Below are 20,656 nucleotides of genomic sequence, written 5' to 3' on the forward strand. Positions count from 1 at the left end.
ATATTTCGATACCATTTACCGCCTGGTAACAAGCACTCCGCCCTGGCCACGCGCGCGGTCACCGGCTCCACCGCCCCTGTCCCGTGGAGGTCCCGCATGCCCCACCGCCCGCTGGCCCGCGCCCTCGCCGCGTTGGTCGCCCTGTGCACCGCCGCCCTCGGCGCGGTGCTCACCCCCGGCACCGCCCAGGCCGCCGCCGTCAACTACGTGGCCCTCGGCGACTCCTACTCCTCCGGCGTCGGCGCCGGCCCGTACGACCTCTCCAGCTGCCTGCGCAGCCAGAAGTCGTACGCACCGCTGTGGGCCGCCGCCAACGCGGTCAGCAGCTTCCAGTTCGCCGCCTGCGGTGGGGCCGTCACCTCCGACGTGATCAACAACCAGGTCAGCTCGCTGAGCACCAGCACCACCCTGGTCACCATCACCATCGGCGGCAACGACGCCGGCTTCGTCGACGTGATCACCAGCTGCCGCTTCGGCAGCACCTCCAACTGCACCAACGCCGTCAACGAGGCCAAGGCGTTCGCCACCGCGACGCTGCCGGGCCGGCTCGACGCCACGTACTCGGCCATCCGGAACCGGGCCCCGAACGCGCGGCTGATCGTGCTCGGCTACCCGCGCCTGTTCGAGACCGGCTCCTGCGGGCTGCTGGCGATGAGCACCTACAAGCGGACCATCCTCAACGAGGCCGCCGACGTGCTCGCCACCGTCATCTCCGGCCGGGCCGGCGCGGCCGGGGCCACGTTCGTCGACACCCGGCCGTACTTCGCCGGGCACGGGGTCTGCGCTGCCGACCCGTGGATCAACGACATCAGCGGCGTCATCGAGGCGTACCACCCCGACGTCGACGGCTACCGCCACGGCTACCTGCCGGCGCTGACCGCCGTCACCGGCTGACGCACCGCCCACAAGGACGGGCACCTTCCTTGTCGTTTCTGGACAGGAAGGTGCCCGTCCTCGCACCCGCGCCGGTGAGGCAGAGCGGTTCGCCCGACGCGCCCGGCTCGCCACTGTCCGGGTGTCGACGGTGTCCGTTAGGGTCCTTGGGGACCAGGCGGGGAGACGGCGACGGGAGCGGAAAGTGGGCAGGCTCGCGTCGGCGTACGGGCAGGCGGTCGCGGCGCACCGGGCGGCCCGGGCACACCTCGACACCGCCCGCCGGGCGCTCGCCGGGCAGGTGCCCCAGGCCACCCCGGCCGGCGCAGCCGAGCTGGTCACGCGGCTCGCGGCACTCGGCGGCGCGCTCGGCACCCCGACCCCCGGGGCCACCCCCGTGACCGCCGCGCCCGTACCCGTGCGCGTCGGCGAGGCGTCCACTCCCGACGGTTCCTTCCCCGTCCTCGTACCGCTGGGTGGTGGTCACCACCTCGCCGTCGACGCGGACGCCCGCGACCCCCGGGTGGCCGGCCTGCTGCGGGCGCTCGTGCTGCGGCTGCTCGCCACCGCCCCGACCGGCGGCGTCCGGGTCGCCGGGATCGACACCGCCGCGCTCGGCGCCACCTTCGGGCCGCTGCGCCCGCTCGTCGACGCCGGCGTGCTCGACCCGCCGGCCACCGGCGAGGCCGAGGTGACCGCCCTGCTCGACGCCGCCGAGCAGCACGCCCGCGCCGCCCGGCACGCCGACCGCCCCGAGCAGGAACTGCTGCTGGTCGTCGCCGCGTCGGCGCCGCCGCCGCGCGAGGCGGCCCGGCTCGCCGCGCTCACCCACGCCGGGCCGGCCGCCGCCGTCTGCGTGCTGGTCGCGGGCCGGCCCACCGCCGCGTCGACGGAGCCGGCACCGCAGCTCGGCGCCACCACCACCATCCGGTTGACCGAGCGGTACGCCCACGTCGGCGACCCGCCCGGGGCCCCGTTCAGCCACGACGGCAGCGGACTGGCGGCCCCCGTCGTGCTCGACGGCGATCCGCCGGCGGCGTCGGTGGCGGCCCTCGCCGCGCACCTCGGCGCCGCCGCCCGGCGCAGCGACGCGGTCGGCTTCGTCGAGCTGCTGCCCGAGCGGCGCTGGGCCGAGTCGGCCGGCAACGGGCTGCGCACCGTGGTCGGCCGGGCCGGCCGCGACCGCATCACCGTCGCCTTCGACGACGCCACCCCGCACTGGCTCGTCGGCGGGCGCACCGGCGCCGGCAAGACCGTCTTCCTGCTCGACGTCCTCTACGGGCTGGCCGCCCGCTACTCGCCGGCCGAACTCCAGCTCTACCTGCTCGACTTCAAGGAGGGGGTGAGCTTCACCGAGTTCGTCCCCACGCCCCGCGACCCGTCCTGGCTGCCGCACGCGCGGGCGGTCGGCATCGAGTCCGACCGGGAGTACGGCGTGGCCGTACTGCGCGAGCTGCGCCGGGAGCTGTCGCGGCGGGCCACCACCCTCAAACGGCACGGCGTCACCAAGCTCGCCGACCTGCCCCGCGACACCCCGGTGCCCCGCATCGTGGCGGTGATCGACGAGTTCCACGTGCTCCTCGCCGGCAACGACGCGCTCGCCCGCGAGTCCGTCGACCTGCTCGAGGAACTGGCCCGCAAGGGCCGCTCGTACGGCGTGCACCTGGTCCTCGCCAGCCAGAGCATGACGGGCGTCGAGGCGCTCTACGGCCGGGCCGAGGCGATCTTCGGCCAGTTCGCGCTGCGGGTGGCGCTGCCCGGTGGCGGCGGGGTGCTCGACCCGCTGAACGAGGCCGCCCAGACCCTGCCGGTCGGCTCGGCCGTGCTCAACACGGCGGCCGGCGCGGTCGGCGCCGACACGATCGTCCGCTTCCCCGACGCGCACGCCGCCGCGAAGGAACTGGCGGGGCTGCGCCACGAGCTGTGGCAGGCCCGACCGGCGGGCGCGCGCCCCCCGTCGGTCTTCCGGGGCTACGAGGCCGCCCACGTCGAGGACGACCCGACCTTCGCCGGGCTGCGTCCCGGTGGGCGTCGGCCGCTGGCCCTCGTGGGGCGTACGGTCGACGTCGAGGGCACCTCCGCGCTGTTCATGATGGACGCGTCCCCCGGCCGGCACCTGGCCGTCGTCGGCACCTCGGTCACCGGCGCGGAGGTGCTGCGCGCGGCCACCCTGAGCCTCGCCCGGCAGCACGCCCCGGGCGGCGCCCGCTTCCTGCTCGCCCCGCTGGTCACCGCAGCCGAGCCCGCCGCCGACGACACCGCCGCGATCCTGGCCGCCGCCGGCCACCCGGTGGACCGCCTCGACGCGGTCGGGCTGCGCCGGCACCTCGGCGCCCTCGCCGCCGCGTCGTCGACACCCGCCGAGCCGCCTGCCGGCCGTACCTATCTCGTGGTCTTCGGCGTCGACGCCGCCAGCGGGGTGCTCGCCGCCACCGACGCGGAGACCTTCCGCTCCGGTCACGACGACCTGCGCACCGTGCTGCGCCAGGGGCCCGGCCAGGGGGTGCACCTGCTCGGCTGGTGGCGCGGGTTGCGCCGCCTCGCCGACGACCTCGGCGGCGCCCACAACCGCGACGACGTCGCCTGCCTGGTCGCGCTGAACGTGCCCGGCGCGGAGCTGGGGCTGCACCTCGGCGTGCACGACCTCGCGTACGCGCCCCGGCCCGACCGGGCGCTCCTGGTCGACCGGCACGACCAGCGCACCCGGCTCATCGTGCCGTTCGCCCGCGACGGGCACGGCCCGGAGGGGGAGGACTGAGGCGGTGTCCACCTTCGAGGAGTACGCGGCGCTGGCCCGGCAACTCGCCGAGCGGCGGCGGGCCGGCGAGCGCGGTGCCGCCGCCGACGCCGACCGCCGGCGCAACCTGCACGCCGCCGCCGACTACCTCCAGCACCGGCTCGACGCCCAGGGGCAGCGCCTCGACCAGCTCGGCCAGGCCATCGGCATCCCGGCGTCCAGCGTGCCCGCCGGCCCGCCGCCCGCGTCGCCCGCGTCGCCCGCACCGTCCACGCCGTCCGTGCCGTCCACGCCGTCAGTTGGGCCGCCATCCGCGCCACCGCCGCCCGCGAGCGCGCCCCACGGGGCCGGGCCGCACGGGGCCGGGTCGCACGTAAGCGGGCGACAGGTGGCTGCGCCGCACGGCGTCGGGTCGCACGCCGGTGCCCCCTCCGCCGGCGACGGTGGTCCCGGGAGCGCCACGTTCGCCGGTGCCGGATCGGGGGACCGGGAGTACGCCGGCGCAGCCGGCGCGCCGGGGCGGCCGGATGTCGGGGCGTACCCCCAGGGTGGGGTGGGGGAGTCGAGGCTGGCGCTGCCGACGGCGGCGAGCCCGGCGGCGGGTGGGGTGCCGGCCCCGCGCCCGGCGGAGGCCGATCCGGCCGTCGAGCTGGAGTTGGCCCGCCGCTACGCCGACGAGTCCGACCGGCACGGGCAGCAGACCGAGCTGCTCGCGCAGCGGCCGGCGCTGCTGCCGGCCTGGTCGCCGGTGGCCCGGGCGCTCGCGGTCTACGCGGGCTGCGCGGCCGTGGGCGCGATCCTCATGATGATCATGGTGCTCGCCTCCGGCGTCGGGCTGGTCGACGGCTTCACCCTCGGCGCGTGGATCTGCGCGGGGCTGCCGGCGCTCTCCTTCTTCGCCGGCTACCTGGTGCTCGGTCGCTGGGGGAGGCCGGCCATGGTCGCCGGCACCCCACCCCGCTACGTGCACCTCGGCTTCCTGATCTGCTTCGCCGCCGTGCCGGTCGCCTACGTGGCATTCCTGCTGCTCTTCCGCGTCCTGCGCTGACTGCAAGGCTGGCCGGGTCGCGCCGCGCAGCTCACCGGCGTGCACGGATCGGTTCGGACGCTGGCGTTCCTGACCAGTTGGCGCACCTCCGCGCAGGGTACGGCTCGTCGACCAACAGGTCGCCATTTGCGGCGGATGCGCGAAGAGGCGGTCGTCGGCGTCCTTGAGGTCCTGGCTGGACACCAGCCTCCTCTCGCCTCGCTAGCTTGCCGCGCTTTTCTCCTGGCTTTCCCGTTTTTCTGCTGGATCTTCGCTGGTCGTCCCCTTGCCCCGGGCCCTCCCGCTGGCCCCCGCTCGCTGTCTGCCGGTTGCCCGGCCGGCCCTGTCGAGCTGCCCCATGCATGAGACCACCCTCCAGTCCGGACGCGCGACGACCGCCATGCTCACCATCCGCGCCCCCCGACGACGCCGGCGGCGAGACGTGGCCGGTGGAACACCAGGGGTGTCACCAGGGCCGGGAGACAGCCATGGTGTTCCACTCGTGGCCGTCGTCGTGCGGGAGGCTTCCATGGGTCTTCCTGTCGGGTCTTCTCGGCGGGTGTCGACGGGTGGGGGCGCGTCGGGCGGCCGGGGGACGCGCCGCCCGGGCACTGTCGCGTGGGGTAGGTGTGGTGTCAGTGGGAGCAGGCTGGCACCCAGTCCGTGAAGCGCCTGTGCAGATCCGTCGACTGCGTGCCGGCGTCCTGCTGGGCGAGCTGCGCGGCGGCTTCCTCCCGCAGCTCCACGAGGTGGACCATGAGTCCCGGCATGTCGCCCCGGTACTTCGCGAGGAGACGCAGCTTCGCCGGCGAACACGGCCAGGCGATCCCGCAGGCCCGGCAGCGCCACGTCGGGCGGGACGGTACGTGGTCACGGAGCGGCGCGCTCACCGGCTGGTCCTCGCGTTCCGCCGGGCCGGAGTGCGCGGCTCGGCCGACGGTGCCTGCGCGGGGCGCATCCCGGCGGGCCGCACGTACAACTCGCGTTGCTCGACCGCCTCGCCCCGCGCGTCGAGCTGATACACCTCGATCCACGTCCAGCCGTGGTAGGTGATCAGGTCGGTCCGTTCGCGGATCACCCGTACGGTGATCGGCTTCGTGAACTGCGGGGACGCCTCGCGCGTCAGCAGGTACACGCCTGGGCGGACCCGGGGCGTCCCGTCCTCGCGGGTGCTGGGCGTCGCGGCGGCTGGACGCGTCGCCCAGCGCGACGCCGGGACGCCATTCGCGGGCCTCGGCACGGGCACAGACGCCTCCTTAATCAAGGGTGGGCGGCGAGTGAGTGGCTCCCTGCTGATCCCTTGCCGCCTGCGCAAACCATCGCTCGCCGAATGTGGACGGCTACACCCTGTAGATATAGATTCCATAGACGTTGAGGACGTCCTGTTGGAGGCGGGCATGAACCAGGCGTTGAGGGTGGCCATAGCCGACTCCGGCCAGACCGTCGAGAGCCTTGCTGAGCAGGTCGGTGTGGATCCGAAGACGGTTGCGCGCTGGGTCACGCCGGGACGGGTACCTCATCCGCGTCACCGCGTGGCGGCTGCTGTCGCCCTCGGACGCGAGGTCGAGGACCTTTGGCCGGACGTTTTGAAACGTCGTGAGCCGGCGTGGCTGCGGCCATGGGTGGAGACGGAGCTTCAGGCGACAGCACTGCGGTCGTTTCAGATAGCGGTCATCCCGGGACTGTTGCAGACGCCCGAATACGCGTCAGCGGTTCTCGCCAGTGGACTACTCGGGCCGGACGAGGTGACCGAGTACGTCGAGACCCGACTGCGTCGGCAGAAGGCGGTCCTCGAACGGCGCAAGCCGCCTCTCTTCATCGCCGTTCTCGACGAGTTCGCCCTTCGCCGAGGAGCGTCGGAGATCATGCATCCGCAGCTGGATCACCTGGTCAAGATGGCTCAGCGGCCCAACATCCTCCTGCACGTGCTGCCGCTGGACGCCGGCCTGCATGCGGGACAGGCGGGACCGTTCGTCATCGCGACCACAGAGGACGGCGACGTCGCATACCTCGATGACCAGGCGGCTGGCAGGTTGACGAACGATACCGGCGACCTTTGGTCCATCTGGGATACGCTGCGTTCGGTAGCACTTCCGCGTCGCCAGACCATCGACTTTCTTGAGGCTAGATCATGGCTGACCTGACCGGCGCCGTCTGGCGCAAGAGCACCCGTAGCAGCTCCAACGGTGGTGACTGCGTGGAGGTGGCCGACAATCTGCTCGGCGTCGTCGGCGTACGGGATTCGAAGGACCCGGCCGGTCCCGCGCTGGTCTTCACGCCGACCGCCTGGCGGGCCTTCGTCGCCCGGCTCACCGACCGCGCCTGACGGCCAGCTCGCTCGCCTGGGGCGTGTCCTGCCGATCGTGTAGTGGTTGCTCTTGGGCGATGTGCTGGTAGTGCGTCGTGGCGAACGACGGCCCGCACCGTCCTCGTCGCCGCCGTCAGCTGGCTTTCATGATCGACAGGACGGATCCTGGGCGGATTCGAGGACGAAGAAGAGGAAACAGATGAAGGACCCGGAGTTCATGTCGGGTGGAAGCAGCTCGGCGGGAGTGTCCGGTGAAGGGGGCGGCTCGCTGATCGTCGTGATGCGGAACCCGGCGGCGGCGAAAGCATCTGCGATGGCGTGCAGCGGCCGGTGCCAGTAGGTCAGCCACACGGTCCGGCCGTCCATGACGTAGTCCTCGGAGTACTTCGTCAGCGCGAAGTAGTCGGCCTTGGGGTACGCGATCGCATAGACGGTGGGATGGATGACCGAGATGATCAGGCGACCGCCTGGCTTCAGCACGCGACGCAGCTCGGCGAGGGGACCGGACCAGTCCTCCAGGTAGTGCAGGACCAGGGACGCGACGACGTCATCGAACTCGGCGTCTGCGAACGGCAGTGGCGCGCCCAGGTCCGCCACGCGCAGGTCGGCGTCCTCACCCAGCCTCTGGCGGGCCAGGCCGACCATGGCCGCACTCACGTCGAAGCCGGTGACCACGGCTCCCCTGGCGCGTAGCTCAGCTGACAACGGGCCGGAACCGCACCCCGCGTCGAGGATCCGGCGACCCCGTACGTCGCCGGCGAGCCGGAGCATCTCAGGTCGCTCGTAGTACGCGTTGAAGAGGTTGGACTCGTTCTCCGCCGAATAGGCGTTCGCGAAGCTGTCGTAGTCACCTGTTGGCACCATGACCCCATTCCCCTGAGAGGCGAGGATGCGTTCCTGCGCGACCGCGTGGGCGCGGCAAGCGGGCACCCGGCTCGTGCGCGTGGGCAAGGGGCCTTCGCCGTAGCTGCCGGCCGGGCGGTCAGGCGCGCTCGACGATGACGACGGGGATCTCCCGGTCGGTCTCCCCCTGGTAGCGGGCGTAGGTCGGGAAGACCTCGGTCATCGCCTGCCACAGCCGGGGCCGCTCCTCGGCGCTCGCGGTACGCGCCGTGCCCCGGAACTTCTCGGCCCCGACCTGCACCTCCACCTGCGGGTCGGCGCACAGGTTCAGGTACCAGTTCGGGTGCCGCGCCGCGCCGCCGTTCGACGCCACCAGCAGGTACCGGTCCCCGTCGCGGCCGTACAGGAGCGCGGTGCGCCGCAGCGTGCCCGAGCGGCGCCCCCGCGTGGTGATCAGCAGGGCGTCGTAGCCGTGGTACTTCCCGCCGTCGGCGCCGTCGGTCTCCAGGTAGCGGCGCACGTGGCTGGCCACCCACTCGACCGGGCTGTCCTCAATGGTCTCCGCCATCACAGCAGCGTATCCGGTCCGGCGGGGTCCGGTGGGGCGTCGACGGGTCAGTCGGACTCGGAGCCGAGCCGGATCGTCTGCTCGCGCAGGATGTCGATCGTGCGGCGCAGGTAGCTCACGATCGCCGCCTGTTCGGCCGGGTCGTATTCGGCGATGACGCCGCCGAGTGCCTGGCCGAGCCCGGCGAACGCGTCGGCCAGCTCGGGACGCTCGGCGTCGGCGGCGCGGATGATCGCCCGCCGCCGGTCGCCGGGGTCGGTCTCCCGTACGACATAGCCGCCGGCCGCGAGCCGCGCGACGACGCTGGTGATCCCCGCGGCGGTCAGCCCGGTGCGCCGGGCCAGCTCGCTCGCGCTGAACGGCCCGTCGGTCGTGATCAGCTCAAGCGTCTTCAGGTCGCCCGCCGACAGCCCCAGGCGCGCCGCGACGGCCTGGTGGAACAGCACGACCGCGCCGCTGAGGTCGCGGCCCAGGTTTCGTCCGACGTGCTCACTCTTGGTTGACACTCCGCCCGCCAATACTTAGATTCAGCGTAGTAATTACTACGATCCAGCTAAGTAAATCAGGAGGGCCGCGATGACCACCACCGCACACGCCGGTGTCCTGGACACCTTGACCAGGCTTGAGGCCTGCTGGCAGGCCGGCGACGCCGACGCGTACGCCAGCCTGCACGCGCCGGAGGCGACCTACGTGGCGTTCGACGGCACCGTGATGACCGGCCGGGAGGAGATCGCCGCAGGTCACCAGCCTCTGTTCGGCGGCATCATGCGCGGCTCCCGGCTCGCCGTCGTGGAGCGCGCGATCCGCTTCCCCGACCCCGCGACGGCGATCGTGGTGCAGCGCGGCGGCATCATCATGCGCTGGCAGCGGGGCCGGAGCACCCCGTCGAGAAAGCGCCTCTCGACGAACACGGCGGTCCTGCGTCGCGACGGAGACGACTGGATCGTGGCGGCGTTCCAGAACACGCGATACCACCCGTGGGCAAAGACCCTCATGGGACGCCTGATGACCAGGTCCGCCACCTGACCCGTGCGACGACCGCGCGTCAGCCGTCGGCGAGCAGCAGCCAGTCGTCGTCGAGCCGGCCGACGGCGGTGCCCCTGGGCCAGACGTGCGTGGCGGCGGCGGTCGCCCGCGCCTGGTCGACCAGGGGCGGCCGGGCGAATGTCGCCCCGTCGAAGGTGACCGGGCCGAGGAAACGGGCCCGGCCGAAGTTCGCCACGCCCTCGAAGTGGGTCCACTCGAACCAGGTCTGGTCGCCGAACTCGGTCCACCGGAACAGGGCCATGTCCGCGAAGCGGGCCTGCCGGAACCCGGCGTAGCCCGTGAACGTGGCATGGTCCATCGAGACCCCGCTCAGGAAGACCGCGTCGCGGAAGGTCGCGCTGTCGGAGAAGCGGGTCGCGTCGAAGCTCGCCGTCCGGTGGAACGTGGCACCCCGGAACGAGGCCCGGGCGAGGGTGGCCCGCCGGCACGACATGCCGCCCGCCAGCTCGGCCCCCTCGAAGCTGACCCGGCCGGTGACGTCGGCGTGGTCGAGGACGATCTCGGCGTCGCCGCGCAGCTCGTCGCAGACGAGGTCGGCGAAGCTCGCGCCCAGCCGCAGCCGCCCGTGCACGGTCGCGCCGGTCAGGCTGGTGGTGCCGGTACAGACCGCGCCGGTGAGGTCCGCGTCGTCCAGCGTGCAGCCGGCCGCGTCGAACCCGTCGAGCCGGGCGCCGGTCAGGTCGAGCCTGACCCCGGGCCAGAAGGCGTCGTCGTCCGCGCGCAGGTGCCGCGTCAGGACCCGCTGCGCCGTACGGCGCACCTCCGCCTCGCGCGCGTCGTCCTCGGGCGGCGGCATCCGCAGGTACGCGCAGAGCACCGCCACGATCGTCTCGCGCTGCGCCGGATTGTCCTGCCCGAGCCGCTCCAGGGCGTGCAGACCACCGAGGCGTACGGCGGCGTTGTCGTTGCCGAGCAGTTCGACCGCGCCGGTGTACAGCTCGGTCAGCCGGCGCTCGGCGGCGTCGTGCTCGGCCGCCTCGGCCTGCCGCTCCTGGTGGCGCTGACCGGCCTCGGCGACCGCCTCCGCGTGCGCCTGCACCCGTTCCCGGTGCGCCTGGTCCTGCGCGGCGACGGCCTCCTGGTGCCGTTGGGCGCGCTCGCCGATCCACTGTCGCCGGGCGGCGAGCAGCAGCGCGAGCCCGCCGCCGGTGCCGGCGACCACGGTCAGGCCGGTGCGGATGGCGTCGATGCGCAGTGTCGCGCGGGTGTCGGGCTGGGCGGCGCGGTCGGCCTCGCCGAGCAGCCAGTCGAGGACCAGCCAGCCGAGCAGCGCGGCGACCAGTAGGCCGACGAGCACCAGCCACCACGGCATCACCCGCAGCGGCTCTTCGCGGGGCGGTGTCGGGCGCACGGGTCACAGCATGCCACCGCGCCGGGGCCGACGTGGGGCACCGTCCCTGGTGGACGGTGGCCGCCGGATTGCCGGTTTGTGCCCTCGGCGCGACAAGTGGTTACCGTCTCGTAACTTGCTATTGACGAATATAAATATCTCTCGGCATCATCGTCGCACGATCGATCGGCCCCCACCCGCCGTCCCCGGGCCCCCCGGGGTACCTCCCGCCGGAGGTGCAGCCATGCTGCTCCGAAAGATCGTCGTCACCGCTGCTGCCGCCGCCCTCGCCGCGCTGCTCGTGCCGGCCAGCGCCGCCACGGCCGCCCCCGACCGCGCCGCCACGGCCGCCGCCACCACGAACACCGCCAACGCCGGCAATCCCGTCATCGTCGTCGGAGGCCTGACCGGCATCTCCATCGCGTACGAGCCGATCGCCGCGCGGCTACGCGCCGACGGTCACCAGGTCTTCATCTACCAACTGCCGGGGCTCGGCTTCGGCGACATCCGCGACTCCGCCCGCGACTTCTCCGGCTTCGTGGACCGGATCCGGGCGGCCACCGGGGCGTCCCGGGTGGACGTCGTCGGCCACTCCGAGGGTGGGCTGGTCTCCCGCTGGTACATCAAGTTCCTCGGCGGCACGGACACCGTCGGGCGCTACGTCAGCCTCGGCAGCCCCCAGCAGGGCACCTACCTGGCCAACATCCTGAACGTCGTCGGGCTCAACAACTGCATCGGAGTCGTCGCCTGCCAGCAGATGTCCATCGGCTCGGACTTCCTCACCGAGCTCAACGCCGGCGACGACACCCCCGGGGCGGTGCGCTGGACCACCGTCCGGTCGTGGCAGGACGAACTGGTCCGCCCCGTCGACAACGCCACGCTGGCCGACGGCGCCGCCAACGTGCTGATCCAGTCCGCGTGCCCGCTGCGCGTGGTCGGTCACCTCGGTCTCGTGCTGGACGGCACCACGTACACGGTCGTGCGGCAGGCGCTGCGCGGGGAGGCGATCAACCCCGACTGCCTCGCCGTGTAGCGCACGGGACGGGCGGCCCGACGCCGCCCGTCCCCGCACCGCGTCAGGCGGCCCTGGCCAGGGCCGCGTACTCGTCGTCGGTGAGCCGCACCTCGGCGGCGGCCACGTTCTCCTCCAGGTGCGCCACCGACGACGTGCCCGGGATCGGCAGCATCACCGGCGACCGGCGCAGCAGCCAGGCGAGGGCGAGCTGGGCCGGCGTCGCGCCGTGCTCGGTGCTGATCGCGTCCAGCGGGCCACCCGGCCGGGCCAGGTTGCCGGTGGCGATCGGGAACCAGGGGATGAACGCGAGGTCGTTGCGCTCGCAGTGCTCCAGGACGGCCTCCGCACCGCGGTCCGCCAGGTTGTAGAGGTTCTGCACCGAGACGATCGGGACGATGCTCCGGGCCTCCTCGATCTGCTCGACGGTCACCTCGGACAGGCCGACGTGCCGGATCTTGCCCTCCTGCCTGAGCCGCGCCAGCTCCCCGAGCTGGTCGGCGAGCGGCACCCGCCGGTCGATCCGGTGCAGCTGGTAGAGCGGGATGCAGTCCAGGCCGAGGTGCCGCAGGCTCAGCTCGCACTGCTGGCGCAGATACTCCGGGCGCCCCACCGGCCGCCAGTCGTCCGGGCCGGAGCGGGTCAGGCCGGCCTTGGTCGCGATGACCAGGTCGTCGGCGTACGGGTGCAGCGCCTCCCGGATCAGCAGCTCGCTGACGAAGGGCCCGTAGGAGTCGGCCGTGTCGATGAACGTCACGCCCAGCTCGTAGGCCCGGCGCAGCACCCGTACGGCCTCGGCCGGGTCCTTCGGGTCGCCCCAAACACCGGGGCCGGTGAGCTGCATCGCCCCGTAGCCGAGCCGGTCGACCTGGAGGTCACCCCCGATCCGGTACGTCCCCGAGGCCTTCGCGGGCTGCCTGCCGGCGTCGCTCGTCATGCGTGGATTCCCCATCCTGTCCGTCGGTGTTCGCGGCTGGTCCAGCCACCACTGGGCTTTCCCGCCGATCGTCGCCCGCACCATCATCCCGCCCGATCGAGACCAGGGTCACCCCTGCCGGCGGTCGCCCCGGTCGAGACTCCCGGGCCGCGTCACCCCTGCCGGTGGTCACCCCCGGGCCGCACGTGCACCGGGGCCGGCACGTGGTCGAGGTGGGTGTGCCGGAAGGGCCGGGTCAGCGGGCACGGGTCCAGCCCCAGCGCGTCGAGGATCGCCCGGTGCTGGCACTCGGCGAACAGCCGGGGCGCGTCGTCGAGCGGCACCTCCCCGCGCAGGGCCGCGCCGAGCGCGGCGACATCGACCCTGCCGACCCCCAGCGGCGCGAACACGGCCGGGTCGTCCCCGCTCGGGCCGGGCGGCGGCGGGGCGTCCAGCGGGTAGAGCGTGCCGTCGAAGCCGGCGAGGACCTCGTTGTCGTCGTCGTCCCAGAACTCCGTCACCCAGCCCCGGTCGGAGAGGTAGCGGTGCGCCTCGTGGCCGTCGACGTGCAGGGTGGCCGCCATGACGTCGGAGTCGAAGACGTTGAAGGTGACCGCCGGCTCGCGCGTGAGCAGGGTGATCAGCTGCGCCAGATCGTCGACCTCGGCGTAGCCGCTGTCCTCCTCCTCGCGCGGGACGACGGCCCACCGGCGCTCGCCGACCTGCGTCACGTACGCCTCGGTGCCGACGTCGGTCAGCACCCTGCGGATTTCCGTCAGCCCGCCCGAGGCCAGGATCGTCTGATAGCTCGTACCCACGGCGGCAGCGTAGGACGGGGGTGGGACAGCGACCCACCTGAGTGGCGAGTGCGCGACGGGGGCGGGCGGCATGAGATCGCTCCCGCTGACGTGCATCTCAGCGGTGGGTAGGTGGAGTCCGTCTCGTTGTTCTCGCGACGTCGCAGTTGGTGGAACTCGCGCCGCTGTCGTGCGGCGGCGGTTCCCGGGGTGAACCTGCGCAAACGGCGCGACCGGGCCGCAGCCGGGCCGGGGGGGCGGACGAAGTTGCCCGGAGCAGCCGTGCCGGCCGGCTGCCCGTGCGACGCTGGCCGTGCCGGCTGGACGTCGACCACGGGAGCCCACCCGTTGGTCGAACGAGCGCATGTCGCCGTGTGCGGCGCGGGAGGGAACGCCATGACGGGAGTGCCGCAGGTCGACTTCGCGCTCGACACGTACGAGTGCATCGTGCTGTATCCCGGCGCGGCCGGGCGGGCGCTGCCGGCGGAGACGGTGCAACGGTTGCAGGCCGAGCACCTCGCGCACATGCAGGCCCTGCAACGGCGCGGCATCATCCTGGTCGCCGGCTCGGTGGACGGCCCGGCCCGCGAGCCGGACCCGCCGATCGGTTTCGGTCTCGCCCGCACCGGCTCGGTCGACGACGTACGCAGCGTGATGGAGGCCGACCCGGCCGTGCAGGCGGGGCTCTACCGGGTGGACGTGATGACCTTCCTCTGCCCCGAGGGCTCGCTGGACTTTCCGCTGATCAAGACGCAGAGCTGAACCGCCCACCGACCGGTACGACAGGCCGGCCGCCCCCGGCGCGCGCGGTCGCGCCCCCGAACCGGACAGCTCCGCCGCAGGCCGCCTGCGCGGCGGTGCGCCGCCGCTGGCCACGAGGCACCGTGCCCACTCGGGAACACCCGACTCGACAGTGATCAGGACGCCATGGACCCTGAAACCGCCGGGTAAGGTCCATGGCGTCCTGATCATCCCGCTCGCGTCGCCGGCGCAGGAAGTGGGGCTCTCGTGGGTCGCGCCACGAGCCCCCGCAATGCGCGCGGCGCAGGCGGTGCGGGTGCCTCGCGGGGGCGGTGCGGGTGTCCGGCGGGGGGCGGTGCCGGGGTCGGGCGGAAGGGCGGGGAGCGCCCGGATGTCCGGTGGCGCCGGGGGCGTACGATTCCGGCGCGCGGTCGCCGATGCCCGCCGCCTCGACGTTCCGGCGTGGGTTCCGCCCGCCGGCTGCGCCCATGCCGCGCGTCGTTGGACAATTTCCGCAGTCCGCAAGGGGTCGGCCCACAGCCAGACCCGGAGGAGAGACTAGCCTGATGGGCGTGACACGCCGCGCGAAGATCGTCTGCACTCTTGGCCCTGCGACCTCGTCTCCGGAGCGCATCCGGGGCCTCGTCGAGGCCGGCATGAACGTGGCGAGGCTCAACTTCAGCCACGGCAGCCACGAGGATCACGAGGCGGTGTACCGGCTGGTCCGCGAGGCGGCGGAGGCCGCCGGCCGGCCGGTGGCCGTGCTCGCCGACCTGCAGGGCCCGAAGATCCGGCTCGGCCGGTTCGCCGACGGCCCGCACGAGTGGCGCACGGGCGACTCCGTCGTCATCACCGGCGACGACGTCCTCGGCACCAAGGAGCGGGTGTCCTGCACCTACCGCAAGCTTCCGCAGGAGGTCAAGCCCGGCGACCGGCTGCTGATCGACGACGGGCGGGTCGCCGTCGAGGTCACCGACGTCACCGGCAACGACATCCGCTGCCTCGTCACCGAGGGCGGCCCGGTCTCCAACAACAAGGGCGTCTCGCTGCCGAACGTGGCGGTCAGCGTGCCGGCGATGTCCGAGAAGGACGCCGAGGACCTGCGTTTCGCGCTCGGCCTCGGCGTGGACCTGATCGCGCTCTCCTTCGTCCGCTCCGCGGACGACATCAAGCTGGTGCACGGCATCATGGCCGAGGAGGGCGTGCACCGGCCGGTGCTGGCCAAGGTGGAGAAGCCCGAGGCCGTCGACTGCCTGGAGCAGATCGTGCTGGCCTTCGACGGCATCATGGTCGCCCGCGGCGACCTCGGCGTGGAACTGCCGCTGGACCAGGTGCCGCTGGTGCAGAAGCGCGCCGTGCAGCTCTGCCGGGAGAACGCCAAGCCGGTCATCGTGGCCACCCAGATGCTCGACTCGATGATCGAAAACTCCCGGCCGACCCGCGCCGAGGCCTCCGACGTGGCCAACGCCGTGCTCGACGGCGCGGACGCGGTGATGCTCTCGGGCGAGACCAGCGTCGGCAAGTATCCGGTGCTCACGGTCAGCACCATGGCGAAGATCGTCACCACCACCGAGTCCGGCTCGATCGGCGTGCCGCGCCTGCAACACGACCCGCGTACGCACGGTGGCGCGCTCACCGTCGCCGCGTCCTCGATCTCCCGGGCCATCGGCGCGAAGGCACTCGTCGCCTTCTCGCAGACCGGCGACACCGTGCGGCGGCTGTCTCGGCTGCACTGCGACCTGCCGCTGCTCGCCTTCACTCCCGTGCCCGAGGTGCGCAACCAGCTCGCCCTCTCCTGGGGCGTGGAGACGTTCCTGATGCCGTTCGTCGAGCACACCGACGACATGTTCCGCCAGGTCGACCAGGCGCTGCTCGGGCTCGACCGGGCCAATCCCGGCGACTACGTGGTGATCGTCGCCGGCAGCCCGCCCGGCACCCCGGGCTCGACCAACACGCTGCGCGTACACCAGCTCGGGTCGTTGGTCGACGCCGCGTCGGCGCGGGCCTTGCAGTGAGCGGCGCGGGCGTCGCGGTCGGCCAGGCGGCGGTCGACCAGCTCCTGGAGGTGCTCGACCTGGAGCACACCGGCGGGATGACCTTCCGGGGGATGAGCCCCCCGGTCGGTCCCCAGCGGGTGTACGGCGGCCAGGTCGCGGGCCAGGCGCTGGTGGCCGCCGGACGCACCGTCGACCCGGCCCGCTTCGTGCACTCCCTGCACGGCTACTTCGTCCGCCCGGGCGACCCCGCCGAGCCGATCGTGTACGAGGTGGAGAACGTCCGCGACGGCCGCTCGTTCTCGGTACGCCGCTCGGTGGCGCTCCAGCACGACAAGCCGATCTTCTTCATGTCGGCGTCGTTCCAGCGGACGGAGGAGGGCCTGGACCACCAGGCCCCCAACCCGCCCGACGTGCCGGGGCCGGACGAGGTCCCGACGATGGCCGAGCGGCTCGCCCGCTACCCCGAGCGGCTCGGCATCTGGGCGCAGATCCCGCGCCCGATCGACGTCCGCTACGTCGGCGAGCCCGGCTGGGTGCGCCCCGGCGACCGCCCCGCCGAGCCGCACCAGCGGGTCTGGATGCGCTTCGACGGCAAGCTGCCCGACGATCCGCTGCTGCACGCCTGCGCGCTGGCGTACGCCTCCGACCTGACGCTGCTCGACTCGGTGCTCTCGATGCACGGTGAGGTCTGGGGCCCGGGCGGGGTGGTCGGGGCCAGCCTCGACCACGCGCTGTGGTTCCACCGGCCGTTCCGCGCCGACGACTGGTTCCTCTACGACTGCTGGAGCCCGTCGGCCTCCGGCGCGCGCGGGCTCGCCACCGGTCGGATGTTCACCACCGACGGCCGGCACATCGCCAGCGTCGTGCAGGAGGGGCTGCTGCGCCGCGTCGGCGACTGACCGCCGGGGCCGTCACGGCGTCACCGCCGGCCTCGCGGTCCGTCAGGCGCTCAACGCCGCCCGCTCCGGCGGTGTGCCATCCCAGGTCGCCGACGCATCGCCGCTGGCCGATCGGTCGAGGGGTGATCGTCCGGGTGGGGTGGCCCGGCGTCTAACCTTGCCGTATGCGTCTCTCCGCCCGGGTCGACTACGCCCTCCGCGCGGTCGCCGAGCTCGCCTCGGTGACCGGCGACTCCGGGCCCGGGCGAAGCCGGCCCGTGACCGCCGACCAGATCGCTCGTGCCCAGGAGATCCCGCCGAAGTTCCTGGAGAGCATCCTGCTGCAACTGCGCCGGGGCGGCATCGTGCAGGCCCAGCGCGGCCCGGAGGGCGGCTACTGGCTGGCCCGGCCGGCCGGGGAGATCTCGCTGGCCGAGGTGATCCGGGTGATCGACGGTCCACTCGCCCACGTACGCGGGCAGCGGCCCGAGGAACTCGGCTACCACGGGGCCGCCCGGGCCCTCCAGGAGGTCTGGATCGCGCTGCGGGCCAGCGAGCGCGAGATCCTGGAACTGGTCACCGTCGCCGACGTCGCCGCCGGCACGCTCCCGGGTCGGGTCGTCGAGCTGGCCGCCGACCCGCGCGCCTGGACCTGACCTGTACCGGTTCGCGACTGATCTGAGCCGCGCCCCGGTACCGCCCTTGGTCAAGCCCGACGTCGGTCACCGCCCGGTCGGCTCCGGCGGGGCCTGGCTGCGCTGCCGGGTGGCGGCGGTCGGAGGAGTCCTGTCGTCTCACTGACCGGTTGGCTGCTTGACCGGGGCCTGCCTCGTGCCGCATTGTCGACCAAGTCGATAGGAGATGCCGAAAAGTCAGGGGGCGCTCGTGCGCAAGCTGCTGGTCCTCGCGCTGGTCGGGCTCGCCGCGCAACTCGTCGACGGCGCGCTCGGCATGGCGTACGGGCTGACCTCCTCGACGTTGCTGCTGCTCGTCGGGGTCGCGCCGGCCGCCGCCTCGGCGTCCGTGCACCTGGCCGAGATCGGCACCACGCTCGCCGCCGGGGTGTCGCACTGGCGGTTCGGCAATGTCGACTGGCGGGTCGTCTCCCGGATCGCGCTCCCCGGAGCCGTGGGTGCGTTCGCCGGTGCGACCTTCCTCAGCGCGATCTCCACCGAGTCGGCCGCCCCGTGGATGGCCGGCATCCTGTTCACCCTCGGCGCGTACCTGCTGGTGCGCTTCTCCCGGCCGCTGCGTACCGACCGGCGCGGCGGCCGGCTGCGCAGCCGCTTCCTCGGCCCGCTCGGCCTGGTCGCCGGCTTCGTCGACGCCACCGGCGGCGGCGGGTGGGGCCCGGTCGCCACGCCGGCCCTGCTGGTCAGCGGGCGGATGGAGCCGCGCAAGGTGATCGGATCGGTGGACACCTCCGAATTCGTGGTCGCCGGCGCGGCCAGCCTCGGCTTCCTGATCGGCCTCGGCTCCGAGGGCTTCCTGCTGCCCATGGTGGCCGCGCTGCTCGTCGGCGGCCTGATCGCCGCACCGATCGCCGCCTGGCTCGTGCGTATCGTTCCCGCCCAGCTGCTCGGCGCGACGATCGGCGGCGTGATCGTGCTGACCAACGCCCGTACGCTGATGCGCTCGGCCGACCTGGGCGGCCCGGCCCGGCCGGCTGTCTACGCCCTGCTGGCCGTCGCCTGGGCCGCCGCGCTCGCGCTGGCCGTCCGGGCACTGCTCCGCACCCGCCGTCAGCGTGAGATCGCCGCGACCGCCCTCGCAGCCGGCCCCCGGACCTCGACGGCCGTCTCCGCACCGGGTGTGGTGGAGGTCGACGGGTCGCCGGTCGCGGCGGTCGTTTCCACGGAGGTAAACGGGGTGCCGGGCTCGGTGGCCGTTTCCGCGCCGGGTGCCCCGGCCGACGACCGTCTCCCGACCCCGGCGGCCGTTACCTCAGGAGGCGCTGGCAGCCGCTGACGTTCCGCCCCCGGCGGGGCCGTCAGCGGGGGAGCAGGGCGGTCGCGGCGTCGGTGAGCAGGGTCCACGCCTCGTCGACGTGGACCTCGGTGGTCTGCGGGGAGCCGACCGCCAGCCGCAGCGTGTACCGGCCGTTGACCCGGGTGTGCGTCAGATGCACCCGGCCCGTGGCGTTCACCCGGGCCAGCAGTTCCGCGTTGACGTCGTCGTCCGCCTCCAACCGGAAGCACACCAGCGAGTACGGGTGCGCCCCCACCAGCGCGAACCGGTCGTCGGCGCGTACCCGGTCGGCGAACCGGGCGGCGAGCGCCACGCCGGAGCGGATGTGCGCCCGCAGCCCCTCGACGCCGTACCAGCGCAGCACGAACCAGAGCTTCAACGCCCGGAACCGGCGGCCCAGCGGCACCTGCCAGTCCCGGTAGTCGATCACCGCGCCGGATTCGGTGGCGGCGTTGCGCAGATACTCCGGCAGTACGCTCAGCGCCTCGATCAGCTCCGCCGAGTCGGCCACCCAGAACGCGTCGCAGTCGAAGCCGGTCAGCAGCCACTTGTGCGGGTCGAAGCAGTACGAGTCGGCGTACTCGAGGCCGGCGTGGCCGAACCGCAGCTCGGGGCAGACCGCCGCCGCCCCCGCGTACGCGGCGTCGACGTGCAGGAAGATCCCGTACTCGGCGCAGATCGCGCCGATCTCCGGCAGCGGGTCGATGGCGGTCGTGGAGGTGGTGCCGACGGTGGCCACCACGATCGCCGGTACGACTCCGGCGGCCACGTCCGCCTCGATCGCCGCGCGCAGCGCCGCCGGGGACATCGCCTGCGTCTGCGGATCGACCTCGACCGGCCGTACGCCGTCGGCGCCCAGCCCGGCGATCCGGGCGGCCTTCTCGATGGACGAATGGCCCTGGGTCGAGGCGTAGGCGCGGTACCGGCGGTCGACGCCGACCTCGCGCCACCGGCCGCCGCCGGCCCGGTGCAGCGCGACCAGGGTCGCCACCAGCGTGGCCGACGACGCCGAGTCCTGGATCACCCCGCCGCCCCCGGAGCCGGAGCGGAACCGCTTCGGCAGGTCCAGCAGGTCGGCGAGCCAGTCCAGCAGCACCGTCTCCAGCTCGGTGCACGCCGGGCCGGTGGCCCAGAGCATCCCCTGTACGCCCAGCCCGGAGCTGACGAGGTCGCCGAGCACGCTGGGCCCCGAGGTGTTGGCCGGGAAGTAGCCGAAGAAGCCCGGGTGCTGCCAGTGGGTCAGCCCGGGGGTGATCAGGGTGTCCAGGTCGGCGAGGACGGCTTCCACCGGTTCGCCGTGCTCCGGCGGGCCGGCCGGCAGCCGGGCGGCCACCGTCCCGGGCGGGTCCTGCGAGGTCACCGGCCGTCGCTCCAGCGTCGTCCAGTAGTCGGCGATCCAGTCCACCACGGCGTACCCGGCGCGGCGGAACTCGTCCGGGGTCATGTGCTCAGCCACGCCCTGAGTGGATCAAGAATCCGGGCCCGGGGCAAGGGAAGTGCCTGGCCAGCCCCGGCACGGGGGACACCCGAGGCAGGGGTGCAGGGCCGCGGGGAGGACGGATTGTCCCCAGAAAGCGCTTGCCCTAGCATCACAGGTGCGCGGAGCCACCCTCG

Annotated in this window: 21 protein-coding genes; 12 read left to right on the forward strand and 9 right to left on the reverse strand. The window is 73.4% G+C overall.

Features of this window, described 5'->3' with window-relative positions:
- Positions 1 to 96 precede the first annotated feature (96 nt).
- The 3 genes from ACGFIR_RS23470 to ACGFIR_RS23480 all read left to right on the forward strand — a co-directional run bounded on the left by ACGFIR_RS23470 (position 97) and on the right by ACGFIR_RS23480 (position 4,658).
- Positions 97 to 894 (forward strand): SGNH/GDSL hydrolase family protein, encoded by a 798-nt coding sequence (locus ACGFIR_RS23470; RefSeq protein WP_393147118.1) that lies wholly within the window; start codon positions 97 to 99, stop codon positions 892 to 894.
- Between the two features lie 184 nt (positions 895 to 1,078).
- Entirely contained in the window at positions 1,079 to 3,631 is a 2,553-nt protein-coding gene (locus ACGFIR_RS23475; protein WP_393147120.1) for an FtsK/SpoIIIE domain-containing protein, read from the forward strand.
- Positions 3,632 to 3,635: 4 nt separating this feature from the next.
- A complete protein-coding gene (locus ACGFIR_RS23480) occupies positions 3,636 to 4,658 on the forward strand; it encodes a hypothetical protein (protein WP_393147122.1) in 1,023 nt (340 codons plus the stop codon).
- A 614-nt stretch (positions 4,659 to 5,272) separates the two neighbouring features.
- Here the strand turns inward: ACGFIR_RS23480 and ACGFIR_RS23485 are convergent.
- The gene (locus ACGFIR_RS23485; RefSeq protein WP_393002325.1) at positions 5,273 to 5,527 is read right to left on the reverse strand and encodes a flavin reductase; all 255 of its coding nucleotides are present in this window, start codon (positions 5,525 to 5,527) and stop codon (positions 5,273 to 5,275) included.
- Positions 5,524 to 5,772 (reverse strand): hypothetical protein, encoded by a 249-nt coding sequence (locus ACGFIR_RS23490; RefSeq protein WP_393147124.1) that lies wholly within the window; start codon positions 5,770 to 5,772, stop codon positions 5,524 to 5,526. Before ACGFIR_RS23490 ends, ACGFIR_RS23485 begins: the two co-directional genes overlap by 4 nt.
- A 262-nt stretch (positions 5,773 to 6,034) precedes the next feature.
- On the opposite strand from ACGFIR_RS23490, the gene ACGFIR_RS23495 reads away from it, so the two are divergent.
- Both ACGFIR_RS23495 and ACGFIR_RS23500 read left to right on the forward strand, forming a co-directional pair.
- Positions 6,035 to 6,781 (forward strand): Scr1 family TA system antitoxin-like transcriptional regulator, encoded by a 747-nt coding sequence (locus ACGFIR_RS23495; protein ID WP_393147126.1) that lies wholly within the window; start codon positions 6,035 to 6,037, stop codon positions 6,779 to 6,781.
- Positions 6,769 to 6,963 (forward strand): DUF397 domain-containing protein, encoded by a 195-nt coding sequence (locus ACGFIR_RS23500; protein ID WP_393147128.1) that lies wholly within the window; start codon positions 6,769 to 6,771, stop codon positions 6,961 to 6,963. The genes ACGFIR_RS23495 and ACGFIR_RS23500 overlap by 13 nt, the downstream gene beginning before the upstream one ends.
- Positions 6,964 to 7,089: 126 nt before the next feature.
- Here the strand turns inward: ACGFIR_RS23500 and ACGFIR_RS23505 are convergent, their stop codons facing one another.
- The 3 genes from ACGFIR_RS23505 to ACGFIR_RS23515 form a co-directional block, all read right to left on the reverse strand.
- Positions 7,090 to 7,809, reverse strand: a complete 720-nt coding sequence (locus ACGFIR_RS23505; RefSeq protein WP_393147130.1) for a class I SAM-dependent methyltransferase — start codon at positions 7,807 to 7,809, stop codon at positions 7,090 to 7,092.
- 118 nt (positions 7,810 to 7,927) lie between these two features.
- The gene (locus ACGFIR_RS23510; RefSeq protein WP_393002335.1) at positions 7,928 to 8,356 is read right to left on the reverse strand and encodes a nitroreductase family deazaflavin-dependent oxidoreductase; all 429 of its coding nucleotides are present in this window, start codon (positions 8,354 to 8,356) and stop codon (positions 7,928 to 7,930) included.
- A gap of 47 nt (positions 8,357 to 8,403) precedes the next feature.
- Entirely contained in the window at positions 8,404 to 8,862 is a 459-nt protein-coding gene (locus ACGFIR_RS23515; RefSeq protein WP_393147132.1) for a MarR family winged helix-turn-helix transcriptional regulator, read from the reverse strand.
- A 70-nt stretch (positions 8,863 to 8,932) separates the two neighbouring features.
- On the opposite strand from ACGFIR_RS23515, the gene ACGFIR_RS23520 reads away from it, so the two are divergent.
- Entirely contained in the window at positions 8,933 to 9,382 is a 450-nt protein-coding gene (locus tag ACGFIR_RS23520) for an SgcJ/EcaC family oxidoreductase (protein ID WP_393147134.1), read from the forward strand.
- Positions 9,383 to 9,401: 19 nt separating this feature from the next.
- Here ACGFIR_RS23520 and ACGFIR_RS23525 read toward each other — a convergent pair whose 3' ends face one another.
- Positions 9,402 to 10,754 carry a pentapeptide repeat-containing protein gene (locus ACGFIR_RS23525; RefSeq protein WP_393147137.1) on the reverse strand — a complete coding sequence of 451 codons (1,353 nt, stop codon included), beginning with the start codon at positions 10,752 to 10,754 and terminating at the stop codon, positions 9,402 to 9,404.
- 223 nt (positions 10,755 to 10,977) lie between these two features.
- Here ACGFIR_RS23525 and ACGFIR_RS23530 point away from each other — a divergent pair, with 223 nt between their 5' ends.
- The gene (locus ACGFIR_RS23530) at positions 10,978 to 11,766 is read left to right on the forward strand and encodes a lipase family alpha/beta hydrolase (RefSeq protein WP_393147139.1); all 789 of its coding nucleotides are present in this window, start codon (positions 10,978 to 10,980) and stop codon (positions 11,764 to 11,766) included.
- Between the two features lie 43 nt (positions 11,767 to 11,809).
- Here ACGFIR_RS23530 and ACGFIR_RS23535 read toward each other — a convergent pair whose 3' ends face one another.
- Entirely contained in the window at positions 11,810 to 12,682 is an 873-nt protein-coding gene (locus ACGFIR_RS23535; RefSeq protein WP_393147141.1) for an aldo/keto reductase, read from the reverse strand.
- 152 nt (positions 12,683 to 12,834) lie between these two features.
- Complete coding sequence (locus ACGFIR_RS23540) at positions 12,835 to 13,479, reverse strand: hypothetical protein (RefSeq protein WP_393147143.1); 645 nt, start codon at positions 13,477 to 13,479, stop codon at positions 12,835 to 12,837.
- A 375-nt stretch (positions 13,480 to 13,854) separates the two neighbouring features.
- On the opposite strand from ACGFIR_RS23540, the gene ACGFIR_RS23545 reads away from it, so the two are divergent.
- The 5 genes from ACGFIR_RS23545 to ACGFIR_RS23565 all read left to right on the forward strand — a co-directional run bounded on the left by ACGFIR_RS23545 (position 13,855) and on the right by ACGFIR_RS23565 (position 19,042).
- Positions 13,855 to 14,220 carry a YciI family protein gene (locus ACGFIR_RS23545; protein ID WP_393002354.1) on the forward strand — a complete coding sequence of 122 codons (366 nt, stop codon included), beginning with the start codon at positions 13,855 to 13,857 and terminating at the stop codon, positions 14,218 to 14,220.
- 545 nt (positions 14,221 to 14,765) lie between these two features.
- On the forward strand, positions 14,766 to 16,214 hold the full coding sequence (gene pyk / locus ACGFIR_RS23550) for a pyruvate kinase (protein WP_393147145.1): 1,449 nt from the start codon (positions 14,766 to 14,768) through the stop codon (positions 16,212 to 16,214).
- Entirely contained in the window at positions 16,211 to 17,095 is an 885-nt protein-coding gene (locus ACGFIR_RS23555) for an acyl-CoA thioesterase (protein WP_393002358.1), read from the forward strand. Before pyk ends, ACGFIR_RS23555 begins: the two co-directional genes overlap by 4 nt.
- A 164-nt stretch (positions 17,096 to 17,259) precedes the next feature.
- Complete coding sequence (locus ACGFIR_RS23560; RefSeq protein ID WP_393002360.1) at positions 17,260 to 17,730, forward strand: RrF2 family transcriptional regulator; 471 nt, start codon at positions 17,260 to 17,262, stop codon at positions 17,728 to 17,730.
- 229 nt (positions 17,731 to 17,959) lie between these two features.
- A complete protein-coding gene (locus ACGFIR_RS23565; RefSeq protein ID WP_393147293.1) occupies positions 17,960 to 19,042 on the forward strand; it encodes a sulfite exporter TauE/SafE family protein in 1,083 nt (360 codons plus the stop codon).
- Positions 19,043 to 19,064: 22 nt separating this feature from the next.
- Here ACGFIR_RS23565 and ACGFIR_RS23570 read toward each other — a convergent pair whose 3' ends face one another.
- Positions 19,065 to 20,498: a pyridoxal-dependent decarboxylase gene (locus tag ACGFIR_RS23570; protein ID WP_393147147.1), complete on the reverse strand. Its 1,434-nt coding sequence runs from the start codon at positions 20,496 to 20,498 to the stop codon at positions 19,065 to 19,067.
- Positions 20,499 to 20,656: the final 158 nt, after the last annotated feature.

The organism is Micromonospora sp. NPDC049051 (assembly GCF_043197575.1).
Taxonomy (GTDB): Bacteria; Actinomycetota; Actinomycetes; order Mycobacteriales; family Micromonosporaceae; genus Micromonospora.

What these genes read in the sequence shown, in the direction of transcription:
- ACGFIR_RS23535 (WP_393147141.1), bottom strand. Translation starts at nt 12,682, where the DNA reads ATGACGAGCGACGCCGGCAGGCAGCCCGCGAAGGCCTCGGGGACGTAC.
- ACGFIR_RS23510 (WP_393002335.1), bottom strand. Translation starts at nt 8,356, where the DNA reads ATGGCGGAGACCATTGAGGACAGCCCGGTCGAGTGGGTGGCCAGCCAC.
- ACGFIR_RS23470 (WP_393147118.1), top strand. Translation starts at nt 97, where the DNA reads ATGCCCCACCGCCCGCTGGCCCGCGCCCTCGCCGCGTTGGTCGCCCTG.
- ACGFIR_RS23560 (WP_393002360.1), top strand. Translation starts at nt 17,260, where the DNA reads ATGCGTCTCTCCGCCCGGGTCGACTACGCCCTCCGCGCGGTCGCCGAG.
- ACGFIR_RS23530 (WP_393147139.1), top strand. Translation starts at nt 10,978, where the DNA reads ATGCTGCTCCGAAAGATCGTCGTCACCGCTGCTGCCGCCGCCCTCGCC.
- ACGFIR_RS23520 (WP_393147134.1), top strand. Translation starts at nt 8,933, where the DNA reads ATGACCACCACCGCACACGCCGGTGTCCTGGACACCTTGACCAGGCTT.
- ACGFIR_RS23500 (WP_393147128.1), top strand. Translation starts at nt 6,769, where the DNA reads ATGGCTGACCTGACCGGCGCCGTCTGGCGCAAGAGCACCCGTAGCAGC.
- ACGFIR_RS23495 (WP_393147126.1), top strand. Translation starts at nt 6,035, where the DNA reads ATGAACCAGGCGTTGAGGGTGGCCATAGCCGACTCCGGCCAGACCGTC.
- ACGFIR_RS23545 (WP_393002354.1), top strand. Translation starts at nt 13,855, where the DNA reads ATGACGGGAGTGCCGCAGGTCGACTTCGCGCTCGACACGTACGAGTGC.
- ACGFIR_RS23505 (WP_393147130.1), bottom strand. Translation starts at nt 7,809, where the DNA reads ATGGTGCCAACAGGTGACTACGACAGCTTCGCGAACGCCTATTCGGCG.
- pyk (WP_393147145.1), top strand. Translation starts at nt 14,766, where the DNA reads ATGGGCGTGACACGCCGCGCGAAGATCGTCTGCACTCTTGGCCCTGCG.